10 protein-coding genes are annotated in these 21,219 nt (G+C 74.6%); all 10 read right to left on the bottom strand.

Annotated features, from left to right (window positions below):
- Position 1: 1 nt before the first annotated feature.
- The 10 genes from DSZ44_RS00485 to DSZ44_RS00440 all read right to left on the bottom strand — a co-directional run bounded on the left by DSZ44_RS00485 (position 2) and on the right by DSZ44_RS00440 (position 21,198).
- On the bottom strand, positions 2–1,177 hold the full coding sequence (locus DSZ44_RS00485; RefSeq protein ID WP_110850644.1) for an FHA domain-containing protein: 1,176 nt from the start codon (positions 1,175–1,177) through the stop codon (positions 2–4).
- A 220-nt stretch (positions 1,178–1,397) separates the two neighbouring features.
- Positions 1,398–5,819, bottom strand: a complete 4,422-nt coding sequence (locus DSZ44_RS00480; protein ID WP_110850643.1) for a type VII secretion EssC family protein — start codon at positions 5,817–5,819, stop codon at positions 1,398–1,400.
- The gene (locus DSZ44_RS00475) at positions 5,734–8,076 is read right to left on the bottom strand and encodes a transglutaminase TgpA family protein (protein ID WP_110850642.1); all 2,343 of its coding nucleotides are present in this window, start codon (positions 8,074–8,076) and stop codon (positions 5,734–5,736) included. Before DSZ44_RS00475 ends, DSZ44_RS00480 begins: the two co-directional genes overlap by 86 nt.
- Positions 8,073–9,344: a DUF58 domain-containing protein gene (locus tag DSZ44_RS00470; protein ID WP_110850641.1), complete on the bottom strand. Its 1,272-nt coding sequence runs from the start codon at positions 9,342–9,344 to the stop codon at positions 8,073–8,075. Before DSZ44_RS00470 ends, DSZ44_RS00475 begins: the two co-directional genes overlap by 4 nt.
- A gap of 2 nt (positions 9,345–9,346) precedes the next feature.
- Positions 9,347–10,342, bottom strand: coding sequence for an AAA family ATPase (locus tag DSZ44_RS00465; protein ID WP_181424489.1), 996 nt, complete (start codon positions 10,340–10,342; stop codon positions 9,347–9,349).
- A gap of 50 nt (positions 10,343–10,392) precedes the next feature.
- Complete coding sequence (locus DSZ44_RS00460) at positions 10,393–16,575, bottom strand: Ig-like domain-containing protein (protein ID WP_110850640.1); 6,183 nt, start codon at positions 16,573–16,575, stop codon at positions 10,393–10,395.
- Positions 16,576–16,707: 132 nt separating this feature from the next.
- Positions 16,708–17,418, bottom strand: a complete 711-nt coding sequence (locus tag DSZ44_RS00455) for a hypothetical protein (RefSeq protein WP_110850639.1) — start codon at positions 17,416–17,418, stop codon at positions 16,708–16,710.
- 8 nt (positions 17,419–17,426) lie between these two features.
- Positions 17,427–18,932, bottom strand: coding sequence for a serine/threonine-protein kinase (locus DSZ44_RS00450; protein ID WP_110850638.1), 1,506 nt, complete (start codon positions 18,930–18,932; stop codon positions 17,427–17,429).
- The gene (locus DSZ44_RS00445; RefSeq protein ID WP_110850637.1) at positions 18,929–20,398 is read right to left on the bottom strand and encodes an FHA domain-containing protein; all 1,470 of its coding nucleotides are present in this window, start codon (positions 20,396–20,398) and stop codon (positions 18,929–18,931) included. Before DSZ44_RS00445 ends, DSZ44_RS00450 begins: the two co-directional genes overlap by 4 nt.
- Positions 20,395–21,198, bottom strand: coding sequence for a PP2C family protein-serine/threonine phosphatase (locus tag DSZ44_RS00440; protein ID WP_110850636.1), 804 nt, complete (start codon positions 21,196–21,198; stop codon positions 20,395–20,397). The genes DSZ44_RS00445 and DSZ44_RS00440 overlap by 4 nt, the downstream gene beginning before the upstream one ends.
- Positions 21,199–21,219 lie beyond the last annotated feature (21 nt).

Genomic DNA, 21,219 nt, shown 5'->3' with positions numbered 1-21,219 from the left:
GTCAAGCGACCTCGAGCGGACGTCGGGCGGCACCGGCTCGCACGTGCAGCCGGGTGCGTCCCAGGTGGATGATCGCGGGCGTCCGCACCGTCGTGACCTGCCACGGGCGGCAGCGGACGAGGGACCCGTCGGGAGCCTCGAGCAGCGTACCGTTCGTCGACCTGCGGTCCACGACGCGCACCTGCGCGCCCTCGACGGTGATGGCGGCGTGCGTCTTCGTCACGGTCTGGTCGGTGAGGACGACGACGTCGTCCACGAGGTCCTCGGGCCGAACCTCGGGGCGACGCCCGACGAGGGTGGTGCCCGGCCCCAGGCGACGGCCGTCCGGCAGGACGACCTCCACGCGCGGCTCACCAGCGCCGGCCGGCGCGGCGCCCTCCTGGCCGGCGAGGGCGGTGCGCACGGAGGACAGGTCGAGCTCGACGGTCGGCGGCCCGAGGAACGGCGGCTCGACGGTCGGCGGCCCGAGGAACGGCGGCGCGAGGACCGCCGGGTGCCGGGGCGCCGGCTCGCTCGCCACTGTGGGGCGGGTCCAGGCCGCCTCGAGAACGACGCGCACGCCGCCGAAGGTACTCACGGCGGCGCCGGCGGCGGTCAACGCCCCCACCGCAAGCGCTGCGACGACGACGGCACGGGTCGCGTCCGGCACGGCGGGGGCACCGCCGGTGCTGAGGTAGGCAGCACCGAGGGCGCCGGTGCGGGTCAGCGCCCAGGCGAGGGTCACGGTGAGCGCGACGGCCACCGCGGCCGCGACCGCCGCGAGTACCGCCCGCCAGCGCAGGACCTTGAGCAGGCCGCCGGAGTCGGTGTCGCTCGCGCCCGCGGCGGGCACGCGCAGCCACGCGGCGGCGGCGCCGGTGAGGCGCCGGCCGGCGCGCAGCACGCCGGCGGCGAGCCACAGCCCCGCAGCCAGGACGAGCGTGCCGGCCACGGCGAGCACCGCCGTCGTCGTCGTGGCCGGCCCCTGCCACGGGAGCACGGCGAGGGTGGTGGCTCCTGCGGCGGTCAGCGCCCAGCCGAGGACGCCGAGGAGGGTGCGGCCGGTGGAGCGGTACCCGGCCGCGAGGACGTCGAGGGCCTCGCGCCGCAGCGGGGCGAGCTCGGCGTGGTGGGTGTGCGCGGGCACCGCCACGTCCAGGTAGGGCAGCGCCGCCCTGGGTAGGAGCGCCTCGCGCACCGTCGCCGTCCTCTCGAGTGGGGGTGTGCACCCCGCACCGCCGGGGTCTCACAGGGATATTCCTACCGGCTCCCGGCCCCGCTTGTCGCACGCGGACCATGGGGAGAACTCCCCTCGCGCCCCCCACCCACACACGCAGATGCGGGAGACCTGCAGCCCGGACGCGCGGCGGACCGTCCTCCGCATATGCGGAGGACGGGTGGAGGGATGGAGGGAGGGGTCAGCCCAGGAGGGGAAGCTGGACGCGGCGCACCCTGGCGCGGTCCACGAGCATGCCGCGACCCACCGGGAACTCCTGGCGCTGGACGCGCGGGAAGGAGGTGCGGAAGAGCGTGTCGCCCTCGAGCTGGTCGGGCTGCAGCGCCAGGCCCCGGCGCCCGCCCCGGATCTCGGCGACGAGCGGCCAGGACGCGCCCCACGTGCTCGTCTCACCCTCGCCGACGACGAGGTGCTCGTTGCGCTTGGCGGCCTTGACCACCTCGACGAGCGGCGCGTCCGCCGGCGTCGCGAGGAAGTCCGCGAGCGCCTCGATGACGACGACGGTCCCCACCTGCCCCGCGGGCGGTGGCTCCCTGAGGTCGGCGACCACGGCCCTCGCGAGCTCGGCGACGTCGGTCGCGCCGGTGGCCGCCTGCTCCCACAGGTCCAGCCCGCGCAGCGCGGAGCGCCGGGCCCCGAAGTAGAGGAGGCGGGCCTCGGGGTGGGCGCGCTGGACGGAGGTCGCGAGCCAGTGCAGCGCGCTGGTGCGCCCGGACTGCGGCGGCCCGGCGAGCAGGAAGGTCCCCAACGCCGCGATGCCGACGGGCTCGAGGGTGTCGTCGGCGACCCCGATGACGGGCAGCCCGGCCAGGTCCCGCGGCACCGCGTCGGCGGGGACGAGCGTGGGCAGGCGGCGAACGGCGGGGGCCTCGGGCACCCCGGCGCGGCGCAGCGTGCCGGCGAGCGTCTCGATCGCGCGCACCTGCTCGGCAAGGTTGGGCGAGCCGCCGAGCACGGCGATCTGCATCTCCAGGCCGCCGGCGATCGCCCGACCGGGCGGGGAGGACTCGTCCAGGACGTCCTTGGGAGCCCCGAGCATCGCGTAGGCGGTGGCGTCGACCTGCCGCATGACGACCTTGCGCGGCAGGCTACCGGCCACCGAGGACGGGATGGACCCGGCACGGTCCGCGGTGACGGCCACGTGCACGCCGGCCCCTCGGCCGTCGACGAGCAGCTGGAGGAACAGCTGGTAGTAGGGCATCCGGGCACCGACGGACTCCCACTCGCTGCGAAAGGCGGCGTAGCCGTCGATGAGGAGGAGGACGCGCGGCTCGTCCGGCCGGCCCGCGATCTGCCGGTACTCCTCGATCGTGCTCGCGCGGGCGGCGGCGTAGCGTGCCGAGCGCTCCTCCACGGTCTCGCGCAGCTGGCGCAGGAGGCGCTGAATGCGCTCGGCGTCGTCCCCGTCGATGACCGAGCCCACGTGCGGCAGGCTCTCCAGGGCGGTGAGCCCGCCCGAGGCGAAGTCCAGGGCGTAGACCTGCACCGGCCCGCCCTCGGGCGTGATGCCCCCGGCGACGGCGAGGGTGCGCAGGGCCGTGGACTTGCCCGAGCCGCTGCCGCCGTAGAAGGCGATGTTGCCGTCGACGTCGGGGCGGTAGCAGGTGGTCGTCTGCCGCTGGTGGGCCGGGTCGTCGACGACACCGAGCGGCAGCGCGGAGTCGGTGCGCGGGTGCAGCGCGGACAGGTCCTGGACCTCGGCGAGGGTGGGCAGCCACGGCTTGCGTGGCTCGGGAACGCCGACGCTCTCGGCAGCGGCGCGGATCGAGTCGACCGCCCGGCGGATGTCGGTGGGGCCCTCGTCGGTGGGTCCGGTCTCGAGCTCCTCGGGCGTCTCCGGGCGCTCCCAGCGGGTGCCGGCCCCCATCGAGAGGGTCTCGACCTCCACCTGCGGCTTGGGCCGCGCCGTCGTCGAACGACCGCCGGCGTAGCCGGTCTGGAACATCGTCACCCGGCCCGGGCCGGTGCGGGCCGCGCCGCGCCCCGGCAGGGAGGGGTCGAAGCCGGCGGCGACGGGCAGGCCGAGGACGTCCGTGGAGTCGGACTCGTCGTTCATCCGCAGCGCGACGCGCAGGTTGGTGTTGGCGCGCAGGTTGTCCTTGATGACGCCGGCGGGGCGCTGGGTGGCGAGCACGAGGTGCAGGCCCAGGGACCGGCCGCGCTGGGCGACGTCGACGACGCCGTCGACGAACTCGGGCACCTCGGTGGCGAGGGCGGCGAACTCGTCGACGATGATGACGAGGCTCGGCGGGCACTCCGGGTCTCCCGTCCGCTCGAGGGCGAGCAGGTCCTTGGCACCCTTGCGGCCCAGGAGGTGCTCGCGGAAGTGCAGCTCGGCGCGCAGGGAGGTGAGGGCGCGGCGCACGAGATGCGGGGACAGGTCGGTGACGAGGCCGACGGTGTGGGGCAGGTCGACACAGTCGGCAAAGGCCGAGCCGCCCTTGTAGTCGACGAAGAGGAAGGTCACCCGGTCCGGGCTGTGCGCGGCGGCCATGCCGAGCACCCAGGACTGGAGGAACTCCGACTTGCCCGCGCCGGTGGTGCCACCGACGAGGGCGTGGGGGCCCTGAGTGCGCAGGTCGAGGGTGAAGGGCTCGGTGGCCGCCTGACCGATGAGCGCGCGCAGGTTCGCGTCGTGCCGGCGGCGCTGCGGTGGGGTGCCGTCGCGCGGGACGAGCGAGCCGTTCTCCCGCCACCGCTCCAGGGTGGCGGCCGGACCCTCCGCGGTCTCCGGACCGATGAGCCCGAGGTAGGAGACGCGGGCGGGCAGGTCGGAGGCGTCGTCGACGGGCGCGCCGGCGTCGACGACGGCGGCCAGGTGTTTGGACAGGGCACTCGCCTGGTCCGCGCTCACCGTGTCGCAGGCGAGCGGCCGCACGGCGGTCCCCTGCTGGACGTAGCCGGCCGTCGCGCCGTCCGCCGCCGTCGTGACGATGAGGAAGGTGCGGCACACCGCGGGCAGGCGCTCCTGCGCCGAGGCACACCACAGGACGTGGATCCCGACGGCGGGCCCCTCCTCGGCGATCCGCACGAGGCGGCCGCGCTCGATGGGTGCGTCGTCCTCGACGAGGAGGACGAGGGTGGGCAGCTGGAGCGTGCGGGAGGCGCCGGCGGCACGGCGGCGCGCGTCGAGGAGCCCCTCGATCTTGCCGACGAGCTGGATGACGCCGGCCTGGTTGGAGCCGATGTGCGCGCCGTCGAGCGGGGAGTGCACCGAGCCGACGTGCGGCAGCCACTTCGTCCAGTCCCAGCGGGCGGCGCTGGCGGCGGAGGTGGCGACCGTAAGGACGAGCTCGGCCGGGGAGTGGAGGGTGGCGAGCTGGGCGACGGCCGCGCGGGCGACGTCGTCCAGGACGTGGCGCGGGCCGGCCAGGCCCAGCGCCCCGCTCTCGCGCAGCTGGACGGTGGCGGGCACGCCGTCGACGTCGCGGAAGTCCTGCCGCAGGGCGGCGACCATGTCCCAGTGCTCGGGGATGGCGGCGTTGCGCGCGGGCAGCGTGACCTCGTTGCGGGAGGGCAGCGTGCCCAGGCCCAGGCGCAGGTCGAGGTAGGCGTCGTGCTCGGGGCGGCGGGTCCACAGGAGCGGCTCGAGGGCGAGGGCGGAGCCGCGGATGTCCTGGACGGCGGGCGACTCCCCCAGCCTGGTCGTCCGTTCGCGCTCGCGCTCGGTCTCCAGCTCGGTGCGCATCGCGTCCACCGACTGCCCGAACTGCTCGATGGCGGCGCGGTACTCGCGCTTGTTGGTCGTCCGCTTGTCGAGGTAGTTGCCCACGACCATGAGCGGCATCATCGCCATGAACACCAGGCCCAGGGCGCCGCGGCCGAAGTAGATGAACACCGGCGCCATGATGAGCGGGATCATGAGGATGACGAAGGGGAACTTCGCCGGCTTCGGCGGCTCCGGCGGCTTGGGGGCGTCGCGCTCCTCGCCCTCGTAGACCGGGGCCAGCCGCGGGGAGCGGTTGAACTCGACGTGCGCGGCGCCAGGGGCGGCGTGGCGGCTCGCGGCGATCCGGGTGACGCGGATCGTCGTGTCACCGAGGGTGACGGTGTCCTCCGGCAGCAGCGCGGCGCGCTGGACGAGGCCGTCGCCCATGAGGAGGCCGTTGGCGCTGCGCAGGTCGACGATCTCGATGATGTCGGTGACGGCGAGGCGCGCGTGCTCCTTGGAGACCGTCGGGTCCGAGAGCCGCACGTCGCAGCCCCTGCCGCGGCCGATGATCGAGGTGCCCTCCGGGAGGGTGACCTCGAGGCCGGCGTCGGGGCCGTCGACGACGGTGAGACGGGCCGCGGCCGGCAGGTCTCCACCCGCGCCGTCGACGCTCGCTGCCGCCGGCGCGAGGGAGACGACGGAGCCGGACCGGACGGTCTCGGCCGCGGCGCCCTCGGGCAGCAGCAGGCGGGTGGAGCGGTCCTCGCAGCCGGGGGTGCCGTGGACGCGCAGGGTGAGCCGGCGCCGCTCCTGCTCGGAGAGCAGCGTGGGGACGGGATCGGTCTCGGCGAGCGCGCGGGCGAGCTCAGCGACCGTCGCGGTCCCGTCGACCGTCACCGTGAGGTCGGCGGGCTCGGCGCCGGACCGCAGCAGGGTGAGCGTGACGCGCATCCCGGCCCTTCCGCAGTGAGGTGAGCGAGATCCGTGAGCGTAACCAGCGGCGGGGACCCACGGCCTCACGCAGGCGGCCCTCTGTGGATTCCACATGCTCCCAGTACCCGGCGACGGCACCCTCGTCCGGCAGCACCGGGCCGAAGACGCCGGCGTCGGCGTGCCGAGCGAGGGCGGCGGTGTCCAGCCCTGAGACGTCCACCGGCCCGGGGCTGCGGCGCCAGGTGCTGCGCCCGCCGGCCAGACTCTCCTCGAGCTCGCGGGACTGCTCGTGGCGGGTGCCCGAGCCGGTGACTGGCACCCCGAGGTCCCGGGCCCGGTCGACGACCTCGTCCCAGCCCCCGGCGACGCGGCCTGAGCCGCTGCCGCGGGTACGCCGACGGCGCCGGCGCAGCAGCTTGAGCAGGACGATGAGGAGGAGCGGGAGCAGGAGGAGGAGCAGCGAGCCGCCCGCGGCGAGGACGATGAGCATGGTGTAGCTCAGCGGCTCGTCCTCGGGGACGTCCTCCTCGTCGGCGTCGACCTCGTCGCGGTCCATCGGCGGCGCATCGGGCGGCTCCTGCGCGGGCGGCGGCGGCTGGAGCACCTGCGGCTGGGGACGGTCCTGCGGCTCGGGCTCCTCGACCTGCGGGATGCGGTCCTCGTCCGGCGTCGGGTAGAAGGGCACCCAGCCGTGGTCCTCGAAGGCCACCTCGACCCAGGCGGTGACGTCGTCGCCGGTGATCTCGACGGGACCGGACGCGCCGGTGGCCTGCGGGGCGAAGCCCATGACCACCCGGGTGGGCAGGCCGACGGCGCGGCCCAGGAGGCCCATGAGCGCCGCGTACTGCTCCTCGTCGCCGATCATCAGCTCCTCGGTGACCATCTGCGCGAGACGCGCGGCGCCGTGGCCGGCCAGGGACGGCGCGTCGCCCTCGAGGCCGTGGGAGAAGTAGCCCTCCTGCAGCCCGCCGACGAGCGCCTGGACCCGCGCGAGCGGGGTCTCGGCCGAGGCGACCATCGTCGACGCCTCGGCGACGACCATCTCGGGCACCCCGGACAGCTCGGGCTGGTCGACGCGGGCGAGCGGTGCGCCCTCCAGGGCGCTCACCGGCGGCTCGAGGACGGGCGTGGCGAGCAGGGAGTAGCTGTCGCCCTGGCGCAGGCCGCTCGTGACGATGCCCGTGGCGGAGGCGCGGTTGAAGTAGAGGTTGCGGGCGGTCTCGGTCGCGTCCGGGCCGGCGAACTCGACGTCGTAGGTGCGGCCCACGGTGGGCAGCCACACCCCGGCGTACTCGCCGAGCTCGACCTCCACCGTGGCGGCGTCGTCGGGCACGGTCGCCTCGACGCGCTCCCCGATGCGGGTGAAGGTGCCCGAGCTCGTGGCGCTGCCGTCCGCGCTGCCCGCGACGGCCCACGTGGTGCCGTCGTAGGCGTCCATCGTCGCCAGGCGCACCGGGGCGCCGGCGGGCAGGCCGCTCACCGTGAGGATCGTGTCCTCGCGGTGGTCCTTGAGGTAGGCGCGGAAGCCGGCGAGCGGGCTCGGGTAGTCGTGCGGGTCGAGCGGCGGCTCGATGATCTCGCGCAGGACGACGCGGTGGGTGTCCCCGGGGGCGAGGAGCCCGACGCCGGTGCCGCCGGCCGCTGCGACCGCCACGAGGATGAGAACGGCGACCGGACGTCCCTGCTGCAGCCGGCCGGTGCGCCACGTCGCCCACAGCAGACCGACGACGGCGCCGACGAGGGCGAGGGGGAGCGCGAGGATCTCGCGCGCGGTGCCGAGGAGGATGGCGCCGGCGAGGACGACGGCGGGCGCGAGCAGCGCCCACGCGGGCCGGTGGGTGCGCAGCGAGACCGTCACCGCGACGAGCGTGGCGAGCAGGGCAAGGAGGTAGGGCGCGGTCAGCGTGTTGCCGACGGCACCGAGGGGCGGGGCGAGGGTGACGATCTGCTTCCACGACGTCACCGCACCGCTGCCGACCGCACCGAGGGTCTGCGGGGTGGGCACGATCCCGGCCAGCGCCGTCGTCGGGGCCCCGAGGGAGGAGCCGAGGACGGTGGCCCCGAGGGTGGCGGCGACGACGGTGAGGGTGGTCCAGCGTCGCCACGCACCGAGGGTGGCGACGATCGTGCCGAGCACCGCTCCTCCGAGCGCGGCCGCGACGAGGCGGGCGCTGCCGAAGACGGGCATGAAGGGGATGAGGGCGAGCAGGACGAGCCCGACGGGGACGACGACGTCGATCCAGCGGGCGCGCAGCAACGCGAGGTAGTCGCTCACCGGCGCTCGGCCTTCCGAAATCCGCGGCGCAGCTCGGAGAGCTCGCCGATCGTGAGGACGGTGACGACGCCGACGGTGTGGACGGCCGTCTCGGCGCCGGCGACCACCTGGACCGCGAAGGCGCGCGCGTCCACGGGGAGGACGGCGCCGGCGGCGCGCAGCTGGTCGGGGGCGACGGTGGAGCCGCAGATCAGCACGACCATCGAGGCGCGCTCGACGTCCCGGCTGATCTGGTGGGCGATCGACAGGACGCCGGAGGGGCCACCGCCGCGCTCGATGCGGGTGAGGGTGTCGAGGTACTGGCCCGGGGAGACGGCGCGCAGGGTCTCGTGGCTGGTGAGGGTGGTGAGGTCCTTCTCCTCGCGCATCGCCTGCAGGGCGAGGGAGCCGAGGGTGGAGACGGCGGTCTCGAACTCCTCGTCGTCACCATAGTCCCGCTCGCCCCGGCTCATGCCGACGACGAGGTGGGAGCGGCGGGTCTCCTCGAACTGGCGGACCATGAGCTTGCCGGCGCGGGCGGAGGTGCGCCAGTGGACGTAGCGGCGGTCGTCGCCGGGGACGTACTCGCGCAGGGCGTGGAAGGACAGGTCCGCGCTCGTGACGTCGCGGGTGGGCTTGCCCTCGAGGTCGTGGATGAAGCCGGCTGCCGAGGAGCTGAGCACCACGGTGCGGGGGTGGACGTAGAGCTCCTCCGGCTCGCCCCAGGAGACGCCGCGGCGCATGAGGCCGAGGGGGTCGCCGCGGACGGTGCGGACCGGGCCGACCTGGATGACGCTGCGGCGGCTCGTGGGGATCGCGAAGATCTCCTCGTGGTCCTCCCCCGCCGCGAGGCCGGGCAGGTGGAAGCCGACCTCCGCGGCGCCGACGGGCAGCTCGACGCGGGCGGGCAGCACCGGGTGAGCGGCGGCGTTGCGGACGGTGACGCCCGCCATGGCCCGCTCCCCGACGACGACGCGGCGGTCGCTCATCCGCAGACTCACCTCGTACGGGTGGCGGCCGAGGGTGAAGATGAGGGCCGCGACGAAGGTGGTGACGAGCGTGGCGCCGAGGACGACGAGCTCGACCCAGCCGAGACGGCGCCCGGCGACCCAGGCGATGACGCCGACGACGAGCACCGCCCAGCCGGCGACGCTCACCGCCCTCGCGGCGCGCGCGATCCCGAGGCGGGGGGCGCGGGTGCGCTCGACCAGGGACCGCAGCGCACTGGTCTCCGAGAGTCGCTCGGAGAGGGCGGCGCGGCCCCTCGTGGTGGTGGAGGGCTCGCTCACGCTTACTGGTCGCCGCCGCGGCGGGTGGGCGGAGCGATCTCGGCGAGCACGCCGCGGATCGCGCCGGCCGCCGTCGCCCCCTCGAACTCCGCCTCGGCGTCGAGCACGATGCGGTGGGCGAGGACCGGCTCGGCGAGGTCCTTGATGTCGTCGGGGACGACGTAGTTGCGCCCGTGCGCGGCGGCCCAGGTCTTGGCGGCGCGAATGAGGGAGATGGCCCCGCGGACGCTGACGCCGATGGTGACGTTCTCCGCGCGGCGGGTCTCCGCGACCACCCGCGAGACGTACTCGAGGACCGCGGCGTCGACGTGGACGGTGCCGGCGAGCTCGATCATCTCGACGACGGCGGTGCCCGTGATGACGGGGGTAACCCCGCCGGCGCGGTCGCGGGTGGAGGCGGCCGCGAGGATGCTCACCGTCGCGTTGTGGTCCGGGTAACCGACCGAGGTCTTCATGAGGAAGCGGTCCAGCTGCGCCTCGGGCAGGCGGTAGGTGCCGGCCTGCTCGATGGGGTTCTGGGTGGCGAGCACGATGAAGGGGCGCCCGACGTCGTAAGGGACGCCGTCGAAGGTGACCCGCCCCTCCTCCATGACCTCCAGGAGCGCGGACTGGGTCTTCGGCGAGGCGCGGTTGATCTCGTCGGCGAGGACGACCGAGGCGAAGATCGGGCCCTTGTGGAACTCGAACTGCTGCGTCTTCGGGTCGAGGATCGACACGCCGGTGACGTCGGAGGGCAGCAGGTCGGGGGTGAACTGGATCCGTGAGCTCGTCGTCTGGACGGCCGCGGCGAGCGAGCGGGCGAGCTGGGTCTTGCCGGTGCCCGGGACGTCCTCGAGGAGCACGTGGCCGCCGCTGAGCATGGTCGTGACGACGAGCCGGATGACACCCGCCTTGCCGACGACGGCCCCGCCGACGGCGGCGACGATCTTCTCGAAGGTGTCGGCGAACCACGCCGCCTGCTCGGGCGTCATCGTGGTCTGCTGCTCGGTCGTCGTCATGCGGGCTCCGTGTCTCTGGGGCGGTCGTGCAGGAGTGGAGGGCGTTCGGGCTACCAGGTGATCGTGTCGCAGGCGTTGACACCGTTGCCGGTGACGCACACCCCGACCCGCTCGCCGGGCTGTCCGCGGAAGGTCGGGGACTGCCAGCTGCCAGAGCCCGAGAGCGAGCGGGTGTAGCTGCGCCAGTGTCCGTCGCCGGGCTCGTTGGACGCGGTGAAGCGCACCGTGTACGTGCCGCTCGGCATGTCCGCCCAGGAGAACTTGAGGAACGCGCACGAGCTGTGGGTGCACGTCGGCTGGCGCGTGGAGTCACCCTTGAGCATCCGGACCGAGGGCTCCGGCGGCGGCGGGTCGGGGCGTCGCACCGGCGCGTCGATCGTCCGCACGGAGGCGTCCGCGGTGCGGACCTCGCCGTCGGCCCGCCGAGCGCGGATCTGCGCCTGGTAGGTGGTGCCCCAGTCACCGTCGATCTTGCGGCTGCCGTTGGCGGGGACGTTCTCCCAGCCGCCGTTGCCGATCTTCAGCTGGACGCTGGTGACCTCGCGGCCGTTGCCCTCCGGCGTGGTCCAGGTGAACGTCGCGCCGGGCTGCTCGGAGACGGTGTCGATGTAGCGGTCGTGAGCGCCGTGCCGCTTCGCGGACATCGTCGCCTGGCCGAAGGGTCCGAAGGGCACCGCCGCTGCCGAGGCGGGGCTCGCCTCGCCGCAGTAGGTGTTGCAGGCGCGGACGGAGAAGGTGTAGCTCGAGCCGTCGTTGAGGCCGGTCATGAGCTTGTTCGAGGGGAGCTGACTCCATCCGCCGCCGTTGACACTGACCTCGAAGCGACGGATGGGGTCGCCGTTGTCGGCCGGGCTCTGGTGGGAGAGCTGGACCTGCCCGTCGGTCCCGGTCGCCTCCGCGGTGACGCTGGGGACGCGGTCCGGCTGGAGGAAGGACCGTACGGGCGCGGACGGCGGGCTGGTCTCGCCCGTGCCGGCCTTGTTCGTCGCCGCCACCGTCACCGTGTAGTCGCTGCCCGCGGGGGCATCCTCGGTGAAGGAGGTCTGTCCGCCGGGCACGGTGAAGGACTTGAAGGCCGAGCCGTCGCGGCGGATGACGACGTCGTAGGACGCGATCGCGTCACCGTTGTCGGCGGGCGCCGTCCAGGACGCGGTGATCTGGGCGTTGACCGGCGAGTCGACGCGCTGCGCGACGGGCGCCACTGGCTGCTCGGGCTTGCCGGCCGGCACCTCGGGCGCCGACCACTCCGACCACTCGCTGGGGTCGGGAGCGTCGTTGTGGGCGCGCACACGCACCGTGTAGGACTGCCCGTTCTGCAGCCCGGTCCACGTGTGGGAGGTGCCGCCCACCGAGATCTGCCCGCCGCCCGGGGACGGCGCGATCTGCAGGTCGTAGGAGGTGACGTCCGAGCCGCGGCTCACCGGGGTCGTCCAGTCGACCTCGAGCTGGCCGTCACCGAAGGTGAGGGTCGGCGCCGCCGGCCGCTCGGGCTTGACGTCGGGCCGCGCGACGGCGGACGGGCCGGAGGGCTCGGAGTCGCCCACCTTGTTGGTCGCGGTGACCGTGAACGTGTACTCGACGTCGTTGGTCAGGCCGCTGATCGTGCACGTGGTCGTCGGGCACTCCTGGCTCACGCCGTCGGCCTCGACGCGGTAGCCGGTGATCGGCGCGCCGTTGTCCGCGGGGGCGGACCAGGTGAGGACGACGGTCTCGTCGCGCACCTCCTCCACGCGCGGGGGCGCGGGACGCTCGGGGACGCCGATGACGGAGTAGGTGATGCGACCCTCGACGTCGCGCAGCGGGTCGCCGGTGGCGTCCTGGACGGCGTAGCGCACGGCGGCACGGCCGACGAAGTCGGTCCCGGCCGTCACCGTGACCGTGTTCCCGTCGGTGGCGGGCTCCGGCCCGCCCGTCTCGCTGCGCGCGTAGACGACCGTGAGCGGCTCGCCGGGGAAGGGGTTGAACGCGCCCTGCAGCACGTCGACCGACTGCGACTCGCCCTGCTCGATCTCCCCGAGGTCGTGGTCGTTGACCGACGCGAGGCGCCGGTTGGACGCCGCCACGGTCACCTCGACGACACCGGGGACCGGCTCGGCCTTGGAGTCCGAGACGGTGACCTCGATGGTGCCTGCCGTCCCGCGCGGGGTGTCCACGGGCGCCGAGACGGTGAGGTTGGGACCGTCGAGACTGGCGTCGATGCCCTCGGGAACGCCGACGAGCTCGAAGTCCAGCTGGTTGTAGTCACCCGTGTCCGGGTCCTCCGACAGCTGGCGCAGGTTGAGCCCGACCGGCCCCTCGGCGGGCACGACCTCGATCGCGGCACCGTCGAAGGTGGGCGGGGTGTTCTCCGTCGACTCGACCGTGATGTCGAGGGTGAGCACCGCCGTGAGGCCCTCGGGGTCCTCGGCGCTCTCACCGTCGGTCACCTCGAAGGTGAGCGTGGCCGGTCCGGCGTAGGTGGGCGCGGAGGTGAAGGTGAGCGTCGTCGGGCCGACGACCGGCGAGCTGCCGTCGGAGTTCGTCGCGCGGACCGAGGAGGCGTCGGTGAGCCGCACCTCCTTGCCGCTCGGGGCGATGACGTAGTCCGCGAGCTCGAGCTCGCGGGTCTCCCCCGTCGCCACGACGATCGGGTCGACGTCGGTGCGCAGCACCGGGCCGGAGTCCTCCAGGCCCGGCACGTCGACGAAGGCGTAGGAGGTGAGGCCGTCGACGTCGGTCACCGAGTAGGTGAGCACCTGCCGCGAGGCGAGCACGTCGACCTGGATCTCGTCGCCCACGACCGTGGCGTTCTCCGGGGAGCCCTCGAGGCCCACCGTGAGGTCCTCGCGGCTGCCGTCGGGGTCGGAGTCGTTGTCGAGGACCGGGATCGTCACCCGCTCCTGGTCGAGGATGGTGATGGCCCGGACGAGGTCGTCGACGGCGACGGGTGCCTGCAGCGGCGCGTCCGCGTCGACACGGACGGTGATGATGCCCGTCGAGGTACCCCCGCGCTGGTCGCTCACGTGGTACGGCAGGGCGAAGGTGCCCTCCTGCTCCGGCGTCGTGATGCGCAGCCGGCCACTGTCGAGCTGCTCGACCTCCAGCTCCTCGACCTCGTCGAAGGCCGGGTCGCCGAGGTAGAGCGGGTCGCCGTCGGGGTCGGTGTCGTTGACGATCGGGTCGACGTCGACGACGCGGCCCGGTCGCGCGGTCACCTCGTCGTCCAGGGCCTGCGGCGCCCGGTTGAGCTCGGGCGGTGGGACGACGGCGACGCGCGCCGTCGCCGAGGCGTAGGTGCCCATGCGGTCGCGGACGGCGTAGGTGAAGGTGTCGGTGCCGGTGGAGCGGGAGTAGGCCTCGTAGTCGATGTACGTGGGGCCGACCTCGACGATGCGGCCCTTGGTGGGCGCGCGGTCGGCGCCGAGCAGCTGGACGGAGTCGCCGTCCGGGTCGATGCCGAAGAGCGGGATCTGGATGCGCACCCGCTCGCCGGCGAAGGCGCGCGACTCGACGGGCAGCGGCTGCGGCGGGGCGTTGCGCTCCCCGTCGTCGGCCTGGACGTAGATGGTCACCTGGGCGGAGGCGCGCTGGTCGGCCTCGTCGACGACCTCGTAGACCGCGTTGATCGTCTGCGGCTGCTCCGGCGCGCGGAAGCGCAGCGTGTCCCCGGAGGCGAAGAGGTGCCCGGCCTGCGGCTCCTCGACGAGCTCGCCGGACAGCTCGAACTCCAGGCCCGCCGGGTGGGAGTCGTTGGACAGCACGGGGATGGTGACGAAGTCACCGGCGCGGACGTTGGCGACGTCGGCCTGGGCGACCGGCGGCTGGACGAGCGCGTCCGGCGGCACCTGCATGACGACGACCTCACCGGTCGCGCTCGACTCACCGTTGGAGACCTCGTAGGTGAGGCGCTGGGTCGTCTGGACGTCCTGGCTCGCGGTGATCTTGAGGATGCGGTGCTCGAGGACGGCGACGGTGAGCCCCGAGTCCTCCGGGACGTCGACCTGCCGCACGGCGAGCAGCTCACCGCTCGGGTCCTCGTCGTTGGCGAGGACGTCGACGAGCACCTGGCCGTCGGCGGGGAGCAGGCCGACGTCCTGGACGGCGACCGGCGCGGCCTCGGCAGGCTCCCGCACGTCGATGCGGATGAGGCCGGTGGCCGAGGCGCCGGCGTCGTTGACGACGATGTAGGTGAGGTAGTACGTCTGCGCGGTGTCCGCGGAGAAGCGGAAGGCTCCGGCGTCGTAGTCGGGGACGACGGTCGCGCCCGCCACCTGCTGGACGTCGGCCAGGCGCAGCGGCTCGGCCTCACCGCCCGGGTCGGTGTCGTTGGCCAGCGGCTCGACGACGGTCTCCTCACCGGCGATCGCGGTGACGAAGTCGAAGACGGGCGTGGGCGGCAGCGCGCCGGCCGGGCGGACGTCGACGTCGAGCTCGACCTCTGCGGTGTCGGTGCCGTCGTACACCTCGACCGTCACCGGCTTGATGCCGGGCGTGACACCGGAGTCGAAGAAGGTCACCGCGCCGTCGGGGGTGAAGCGGACGATGTCGTCGGTGGTGGCGCTCGCGCCGACGACGACGACATCGTCGCCGTCGGGGTCCATGACGGTGTCGAGGACGTTGACGCTGCCGGTCGCGCCGGAGACGAGCGTGAGGGTCGCCGGGCGCACCTGCTCCGGTGGCCGGTTCGCCTCCTCGGGCACCACGGTGACGCGGGCGACGGCCTCGGCCTCACCGCCGCGCCCGTCGCTCACCGAGTACCGCATGGCGACGGCGCCGCTCGCGCCGTCGGCGACGGCGACCTGCAGCGCGCGGCCGCCCATGATCGGGCGGACGGTGCCGAAGGACTCACCGGGTGGGTCGAAGGATGCGACGGTGAGGAGGTCGCCGTCGGGGTCGGTGTCGTTGGCGAGCACCTCGAGGACGGTCGTCGACCCGGCGCGGACGCCGAGCTCGTCGTCCTGGGCGATGGGGTCGCGGTTCTCCTGCTCGCGGTCGAGCGGGAGCTGCTCCTCGATCTGCTGCTGGGACTCCTCCTCGTCGTCGCTCGCGGCCTGCGGCGGGACGACGTCGTCCCAGTTCTCGACGATCTCCATCGCGTCCTTGACCAGCCACACGGTCCCCGCGACGAGGTCGTTGAGGACGACGACGTCACGGTTGACGCGGAAGACGAGCCGCGCGTCGGTGAGGGTCTTGTCGATGGGCTGCTCGACGACCTCACCGTTGCCGCAGCGGGACTGGTACACCCCGGTGGCGCCGGCCCACGCACCGTGGCTGCAGCCGGCGACGACGACCGGCTCGGTCGGGGTGCCGGGCTGGGAGACGCGGTCGACGCTCGGCTCGCCCCTGCCCAGGGGCACACGCACGAGGCCGTCGCGGGCGGCGAGGACGACGTCGCGGGCGGCGGCGGAGGGCGCCTGGAGGGCCACCTGGGCGGTGTCGGCAAGCTCGGCCAGCTCGAGCGGCTCGGTCTCCGGGCGCAGGAGCGTGACGCGGTCCTGCTCGTCGCGCACGAGGACCACCGGCTCGTCACCGACCGCGCTCACCTGGATCTCGGCGTCGGTGAGGCGCGCGGGGTCGATGCCGAGCTCGGCGACGGCGGGCTCGTCCTCGCCCTCGGGGTCGAAGCCGGCGGGGACGGTGACGAGGGTGGCGTCGCCCGGGGAGACGCCGTAGGTGGTGCCGTCCACGCCGACGGAGATGACGGCGTTGGCGCCGAGGGCGGCCGTGGCCTCGCGCTCCTCGTCGGCGAGCCCGCCGGCGCCGAGGACGGGCGCGGTGTGGAGCTGGCCGCTGCGCGAGTCAAGGACGGCGAGGGTGTCGCCACCCATCTCGATCTGGCGCGGCCCGGGCAGGGACACGGTGGTCGTCGTGAGGACCGTGGCCGGGTCGACCTGCTGGAGGACGCCGGCGCCCTCGTCGACGAGGAAGACGTGGCCGCCCTCCTGGAGGACGTCGAAGCTCGCGCTGCGCGCCGCGAGCCCGCCGTCGAGGAGCTGGACCTGGCTGTTGAGGCGGCCCAGGCGCATGTGCTCCTGGCTCGTCACCCACACGCCGCCGTCGTTGAGGTCGACGTCCGCGGTCGCGACGCCGTCGTACAGCGCGCCGGCGACGACGAGGCCGGCACCGAGGACGGTGACCGTCGCGGCGGAGACGAGGCGCTGGCGCCGCTTCGGGTCGGCGGCGCGGCGCGAGCGCCTGCCCGTGGGGGCGTCAGGAACGTCTGCACCACCGTTCCGCCCGCGTCCGAGTCGCACGTGTTCCGCCCTGTGTCGTGTGTGGAGGCATGCTGGGGACCGACGACCTCACCGGGCCCCCGGCGCCGCTCCGGAGACTAGCAAAGGCAGGAGACGAATCTCCTACCGAAGGATGGGGAGAACTGCCCACCGTCAGGACGAGGTGTTGCGGGCCTTCTCCTCGTCCAGGCCGGGCAGCTGGTCGGTGCTGACGATGCGGGAGGCGACGGCGTGCTCGACGAGCCGCGCGCGCCGGTTGACCGCCAGCTGCTGGGGGCCGCCCCGCAGTCCCCGGACGCCGTTGCGGTCGAGCTTGTCGCAGACGTTGTCGAGCTTGCGGTTGAACTTCGTCAGCGCCCAGCCCAACCGCTCGGCGGCCTGCGCCGACGTGGGGATCGCCGCGCTCCCCCGGCCCGAGAGCACCGGCTCGGCCAGCGCGAGCACGAGGAGGTGCTGGGACTCGGTGAGGGCCACGGGTCCGATCGTCGTGTCCCCCACGTGGACCGGTTCGGCCTTCGCGGGGGCGAAGGTCGGGTCGGGGTTGACGAGGTTGATCTCGTAGGTCGTGGGGCCGGCGGTGAAGAGGATCGTCGTGCCGGCGTAGACGAGCGGCAGACGGGCACCGGGGGCCAGCCAGGCCTGGGTGTTGCCCTCGCTGTCGGCCAGGGTCGCCGAGAGCCGGGCCCCGACGTTCTCGATCCACCACAGGTCCTCGACGAAGGCGATGCGCAGGAAGCGCCGGTGGAGGTAGGGGTTGTCGTCGATCTCCAGGGCGCCCTCGCGCCCGATGTAGAACGGCTCGTCGCGGGAGATGGGGAACCACTCCCCGCAGAACTCCAGCTGCAGCGTGCTGTCCTCGCTCATCGTCTCCCTCATTCGACGCACGCCTCGGCCGGCTCGGCCGAGACCATGCCCTGCTCGGTGATCGTGCGCACCGCGATGCACACCCGCCCGCTGGACTCGAGGGCCAGCGGCGCCTCGTCCACCGGCTGGCTCTCCCCGACCTTGTTCCCGTCGGTCCGCACCCACGAGTAGGTGAGCTCCCCGGGCACGTCGGGCGCCGTCCAGGTGAACTCGACCCGGTCGTCGCTGACCCGTTCGCCGCGCAGGTCGACGGGACCGGGCACGACGTCGGGGATGACGACGGTGCCGATCGTCGACGTCGGCCCCGGCTCGGGCTCCTCCTCCCCGCGCAGCTGGCCCGCCACGACGATCGCGCCCGCGACGACGACGGCGGCCGCGGCTCCCGCGACCACCCACCGTCGCCCGGGGCGGCCACGCGCGGGGGCGGCGTCGTCGTCGGAGGCGACGGCACGACGGCTGCGGGTGCTCTCGGTGAGGTCCTCGGGCTCCCACGCGTCCCGGACGGGACGGAGCACGGTGTGCGGCTCGTCGTCCGTGGGCGGCGGGGGCGGTGGCGCGCCCGTGGGGTCGACCTCGGTGACGGCGCGCACGACCGTGCGGCCCTCGTCGGAGCCGTCGTCGGGGCTGGGGGCGGCGGGTGAGAGCCAGGAGGTGTCGGGCACCTCGATGTCCGTCATCGCCAGGCGCAGCTCCTGCTCGACCACCTGGAGCGCGCGGGCCAGCTCGAGCGCGGTGGCGGGCCGCGCCGCCGGCGACTTGGCCATGGCGCGCGCGAGGAGCTGCTCGAGGGAGGCGGGGACGTCGGTGCGCCCGATCGGGGGCACCGGGTCGCGCTTGATGCGCATGGTGAAGTCGAGGCGGGAGTTCGGGCCGCCGGGCCGGGCGAAGGGCGAGCGGCCGGCGAGGAGGGTGTAGAGCGTGGCGGCGAGGGAGTAGACGTCGCCCGCCACCCCGGCGGACTGACCCTCCACGGCCTCGGGCGGCGCCCACGGGATGGACACGCCGCCGGACTCGTCGGCGCCGGTGAGGCCGGCGATGCCGAAGTCGGTGAGCGCGGGGCGCCCGTACTCGGTGGTGAGGATGTTGGCGGGCTTGATGTCGCGGTGGGCGATGCCCGCGCGGTGCGCGGTCTCGACGGCACCGGCCAGCCGCACCCCGATGCCGAGCACCTCGGGCACGCCGAGGGGGCGCACCTTGACGCGCTCGGCGAGGTTGGGCAGCGGGCAGTACTGCATGACGAGGTAGGGGCGCCCGTCGGCGGCGGTGTCCGCGTGGTAGATCGTGACGATCGAGGAGTGCGTGGACAGCTGGGCCATGAGGTTGGCCTCGGCCGCGAACTGCTCCCGGGACTGGCCCTGCGTCGCCTCGTGGGTGAGGACCTTGATCGCCACCTGCCGCTGCGGCATGCGCTGGGAGTACAGGTAGACGTCGGCGAAGCCGCCGGAGCCGAGCAGCCGCTCGACGGTGTAGCCCGGCAGGTCCGGCGGTGGGGCGGGCTGGCGCCGTGGGCTCACTGCGCGCCCTCGGGCCGCTCCACCGCGACCGTGACGCCGGTGCCGAGCTCGATGACGGCCCCCTCCCCCACCGGCACCCCCGTGCCGGGCTGCAGCCGGACGGAGGGCTGGTCCGGGCGGTGGACGACCGTGCCGTTGGTCGAGTTGAGGTCGGTGACGACGACGTGCCCGCCGGCCGGCCGGATCTCCGCGTGCGTGGAGGAGATGTCACGCTCCGGGTTGGACACGCTGACCAGGCGCGGCACCTCGGTCCCGGCGAAGCGGGCCGCCTCCGGCGCGCGGCCGAGGAGGACCGGGCGGTCCATCTCGATGCGCGGCCCGGTGGACAGGACGAGCTCGAGCAGCGGCGCGGGACGCGCGACCGGCTCGACGGCGATCTCGACGTCCGTGACCGGCAGGTCCGAGGCGAGGACGGTCTCACCGTCGTGGTCGCCGTCGTCCGGCGGTGGCGGCAGGTCCACGGGCGCACCGACGGGCGCGCCCGGCGGAGTCGGCAGCGCGGCCGGGGCGGGCGGCGGGCCCGCGGGGCGCAGGCGGCCCGGGACGGAGTCGATGATGCCGCCGGTGTCCGCCTGCTCCTCGGGCTCCGGCAGCCGGGTGGCCTCGAGGTCGATGGGGCCGCCGTCGTCCGCCGGTTCGGGTGCCGGCTCGGGCGGGTGAGTCTCGGCGGACGCGGGCTCGGGCTCGGGGTCCGGGTCGGGCTGGGGGGCCGGGGCCTCCTCGCGGGCCTGCACCTGCTCGGTGGACCACAGGAGGAAGTCGTAGTCGTCGGAGTCCTCCGGGCCGTCCTCGGCGGCGGCGCCCGGTGCGGCGTCGGCCACCGGTGGGCTCGGCGCCGCGGCCTCCTCGACCGGCGCGTCCGTCGTCGCCTCGTCCGCACCCGCGCCCGACGCCGCGGACGCCTGCGGCGTCGCCGCGTCGACGTCGGCCGACACCGCCTCGGCGGGCGAGGCCGCGGAGGCACCGACGGCTGCCGCCAGGGCGGGCATGCGCGCGACGGTGAGCTCGACGTCGTCGTCCTCCTCCTCGAGCGGCGCGGCGGGGACCTGCTGGTCCACGGCGAGCCGCACGGCGGCGGCGCGGACGATGCCGCCCGTGACGGGCAGCCACCCGCCGTCGTCGGCCGCGGCGCGGAGGGTGACGTCGGTGGCCGCTGGCACGACCTCCTCGCGCCACGTCGCGTAGCCGCGGGCGGAGACGGGGCGGCCGGCGATCTCGACGTCCACGTCCCCGCGCACGAGGACGCGCAGGCCGTCGGGATGGGCCTCGACCATGGCGAAGGACGGCAGCGTGGCGATGCCCCGCGAGGCGAGGTACTCGACCCAGGCGCCCAGGCGCCGTCCGGTGGTCGTCAGCTGCCAGAGCTCGCGGGCGACGTCGTCCGCCACGCCGGGGTGGAGGAGCGCGAGCGCGCCGTCGGTCACGAGGGCCGTCCAGCCGCCGGTCTGGTACTCGTGCGCCGTCATCGGCCTGCTCCTGCCTCGGCGCGCGGGAGCGTGGACCCGTGGTCCTCGCCGGCGCGCCGCTCGGTGCTGTCGACGTCGGCGTCCCCGCCGGCCGCGACGACGACGACGGAGACGTTGTCGTTCGCGCCGCCGCCCTGGACGGCGCGGTCGAGGAGGGTGGCGGCGGCCTCGTGGGGGTGGGTGGCGCCCGAGACGACCTCGGCGATCTCGCCGTCCTCGAGCTCCCCGAAGAGGCCGTCGCTGCACAGGACGAGCCGGTCCGGCCCGCCGGCGCGGAGCATCCAGAAGTCGATCTCGGGCACGGCGCCGGTGCCGACCGCCCGGGTGATGACGTTGCGCTGGGGGTGGCGGCGGGCCTCGGCGCGGCTGATCGTGCCGGAGTCGACCATCTCCTGGACCAGGGAGTGGTCCACGCTCACCTGCTCGAGGGCCTGCGCGGTCCAGCGGTAGACGCGGGAGTCGCCGACGTTGAAGACGAGCCAGAAGGGCTTGCCGTCCTCCTCGGTGAGGATCGCGCCGGCCACGGTCGTCCCGGCCACGGCGTCCTCCCCCGCCATGGTCCCGCGGATCCGCTCGCCGGCGCGGACGAGCGCGGCGGAGACGTCCTCCGGGCGCAGCGGCCGCTCCGAGCGGGCGAGGTTCTCCAGCTCGGTCACCACCGTGCGGCTGGCCATGTCGCCGCGCGCGTGCCCGCCCATGCCGTCGGCGACGGCGAAGACCGGTGGCTGCGCGAGCACGGAGTCCTCGTTCGCCTGGCGTCGGCCACCCGCGTCGGTGGCCACGCCCCAGTGGATCTGCATCCGCTTCCTCTCGCCGTTCCG

Origin of the sequence: Georgenia satyanarayanai, assembly GCF_900116375.1 — a bacterium.
Lineage (GTDB): Bacteria > Actinomycetota > Actinomycetes > Actinomycetales > Actinomycetaceae > Oceanitalea > Oceanitalea nanhaiensis.
Note: the sequence above shows the minus strand (reverse complement) of the source record. Positions and strands in the feature narration are given on the sequence as shown.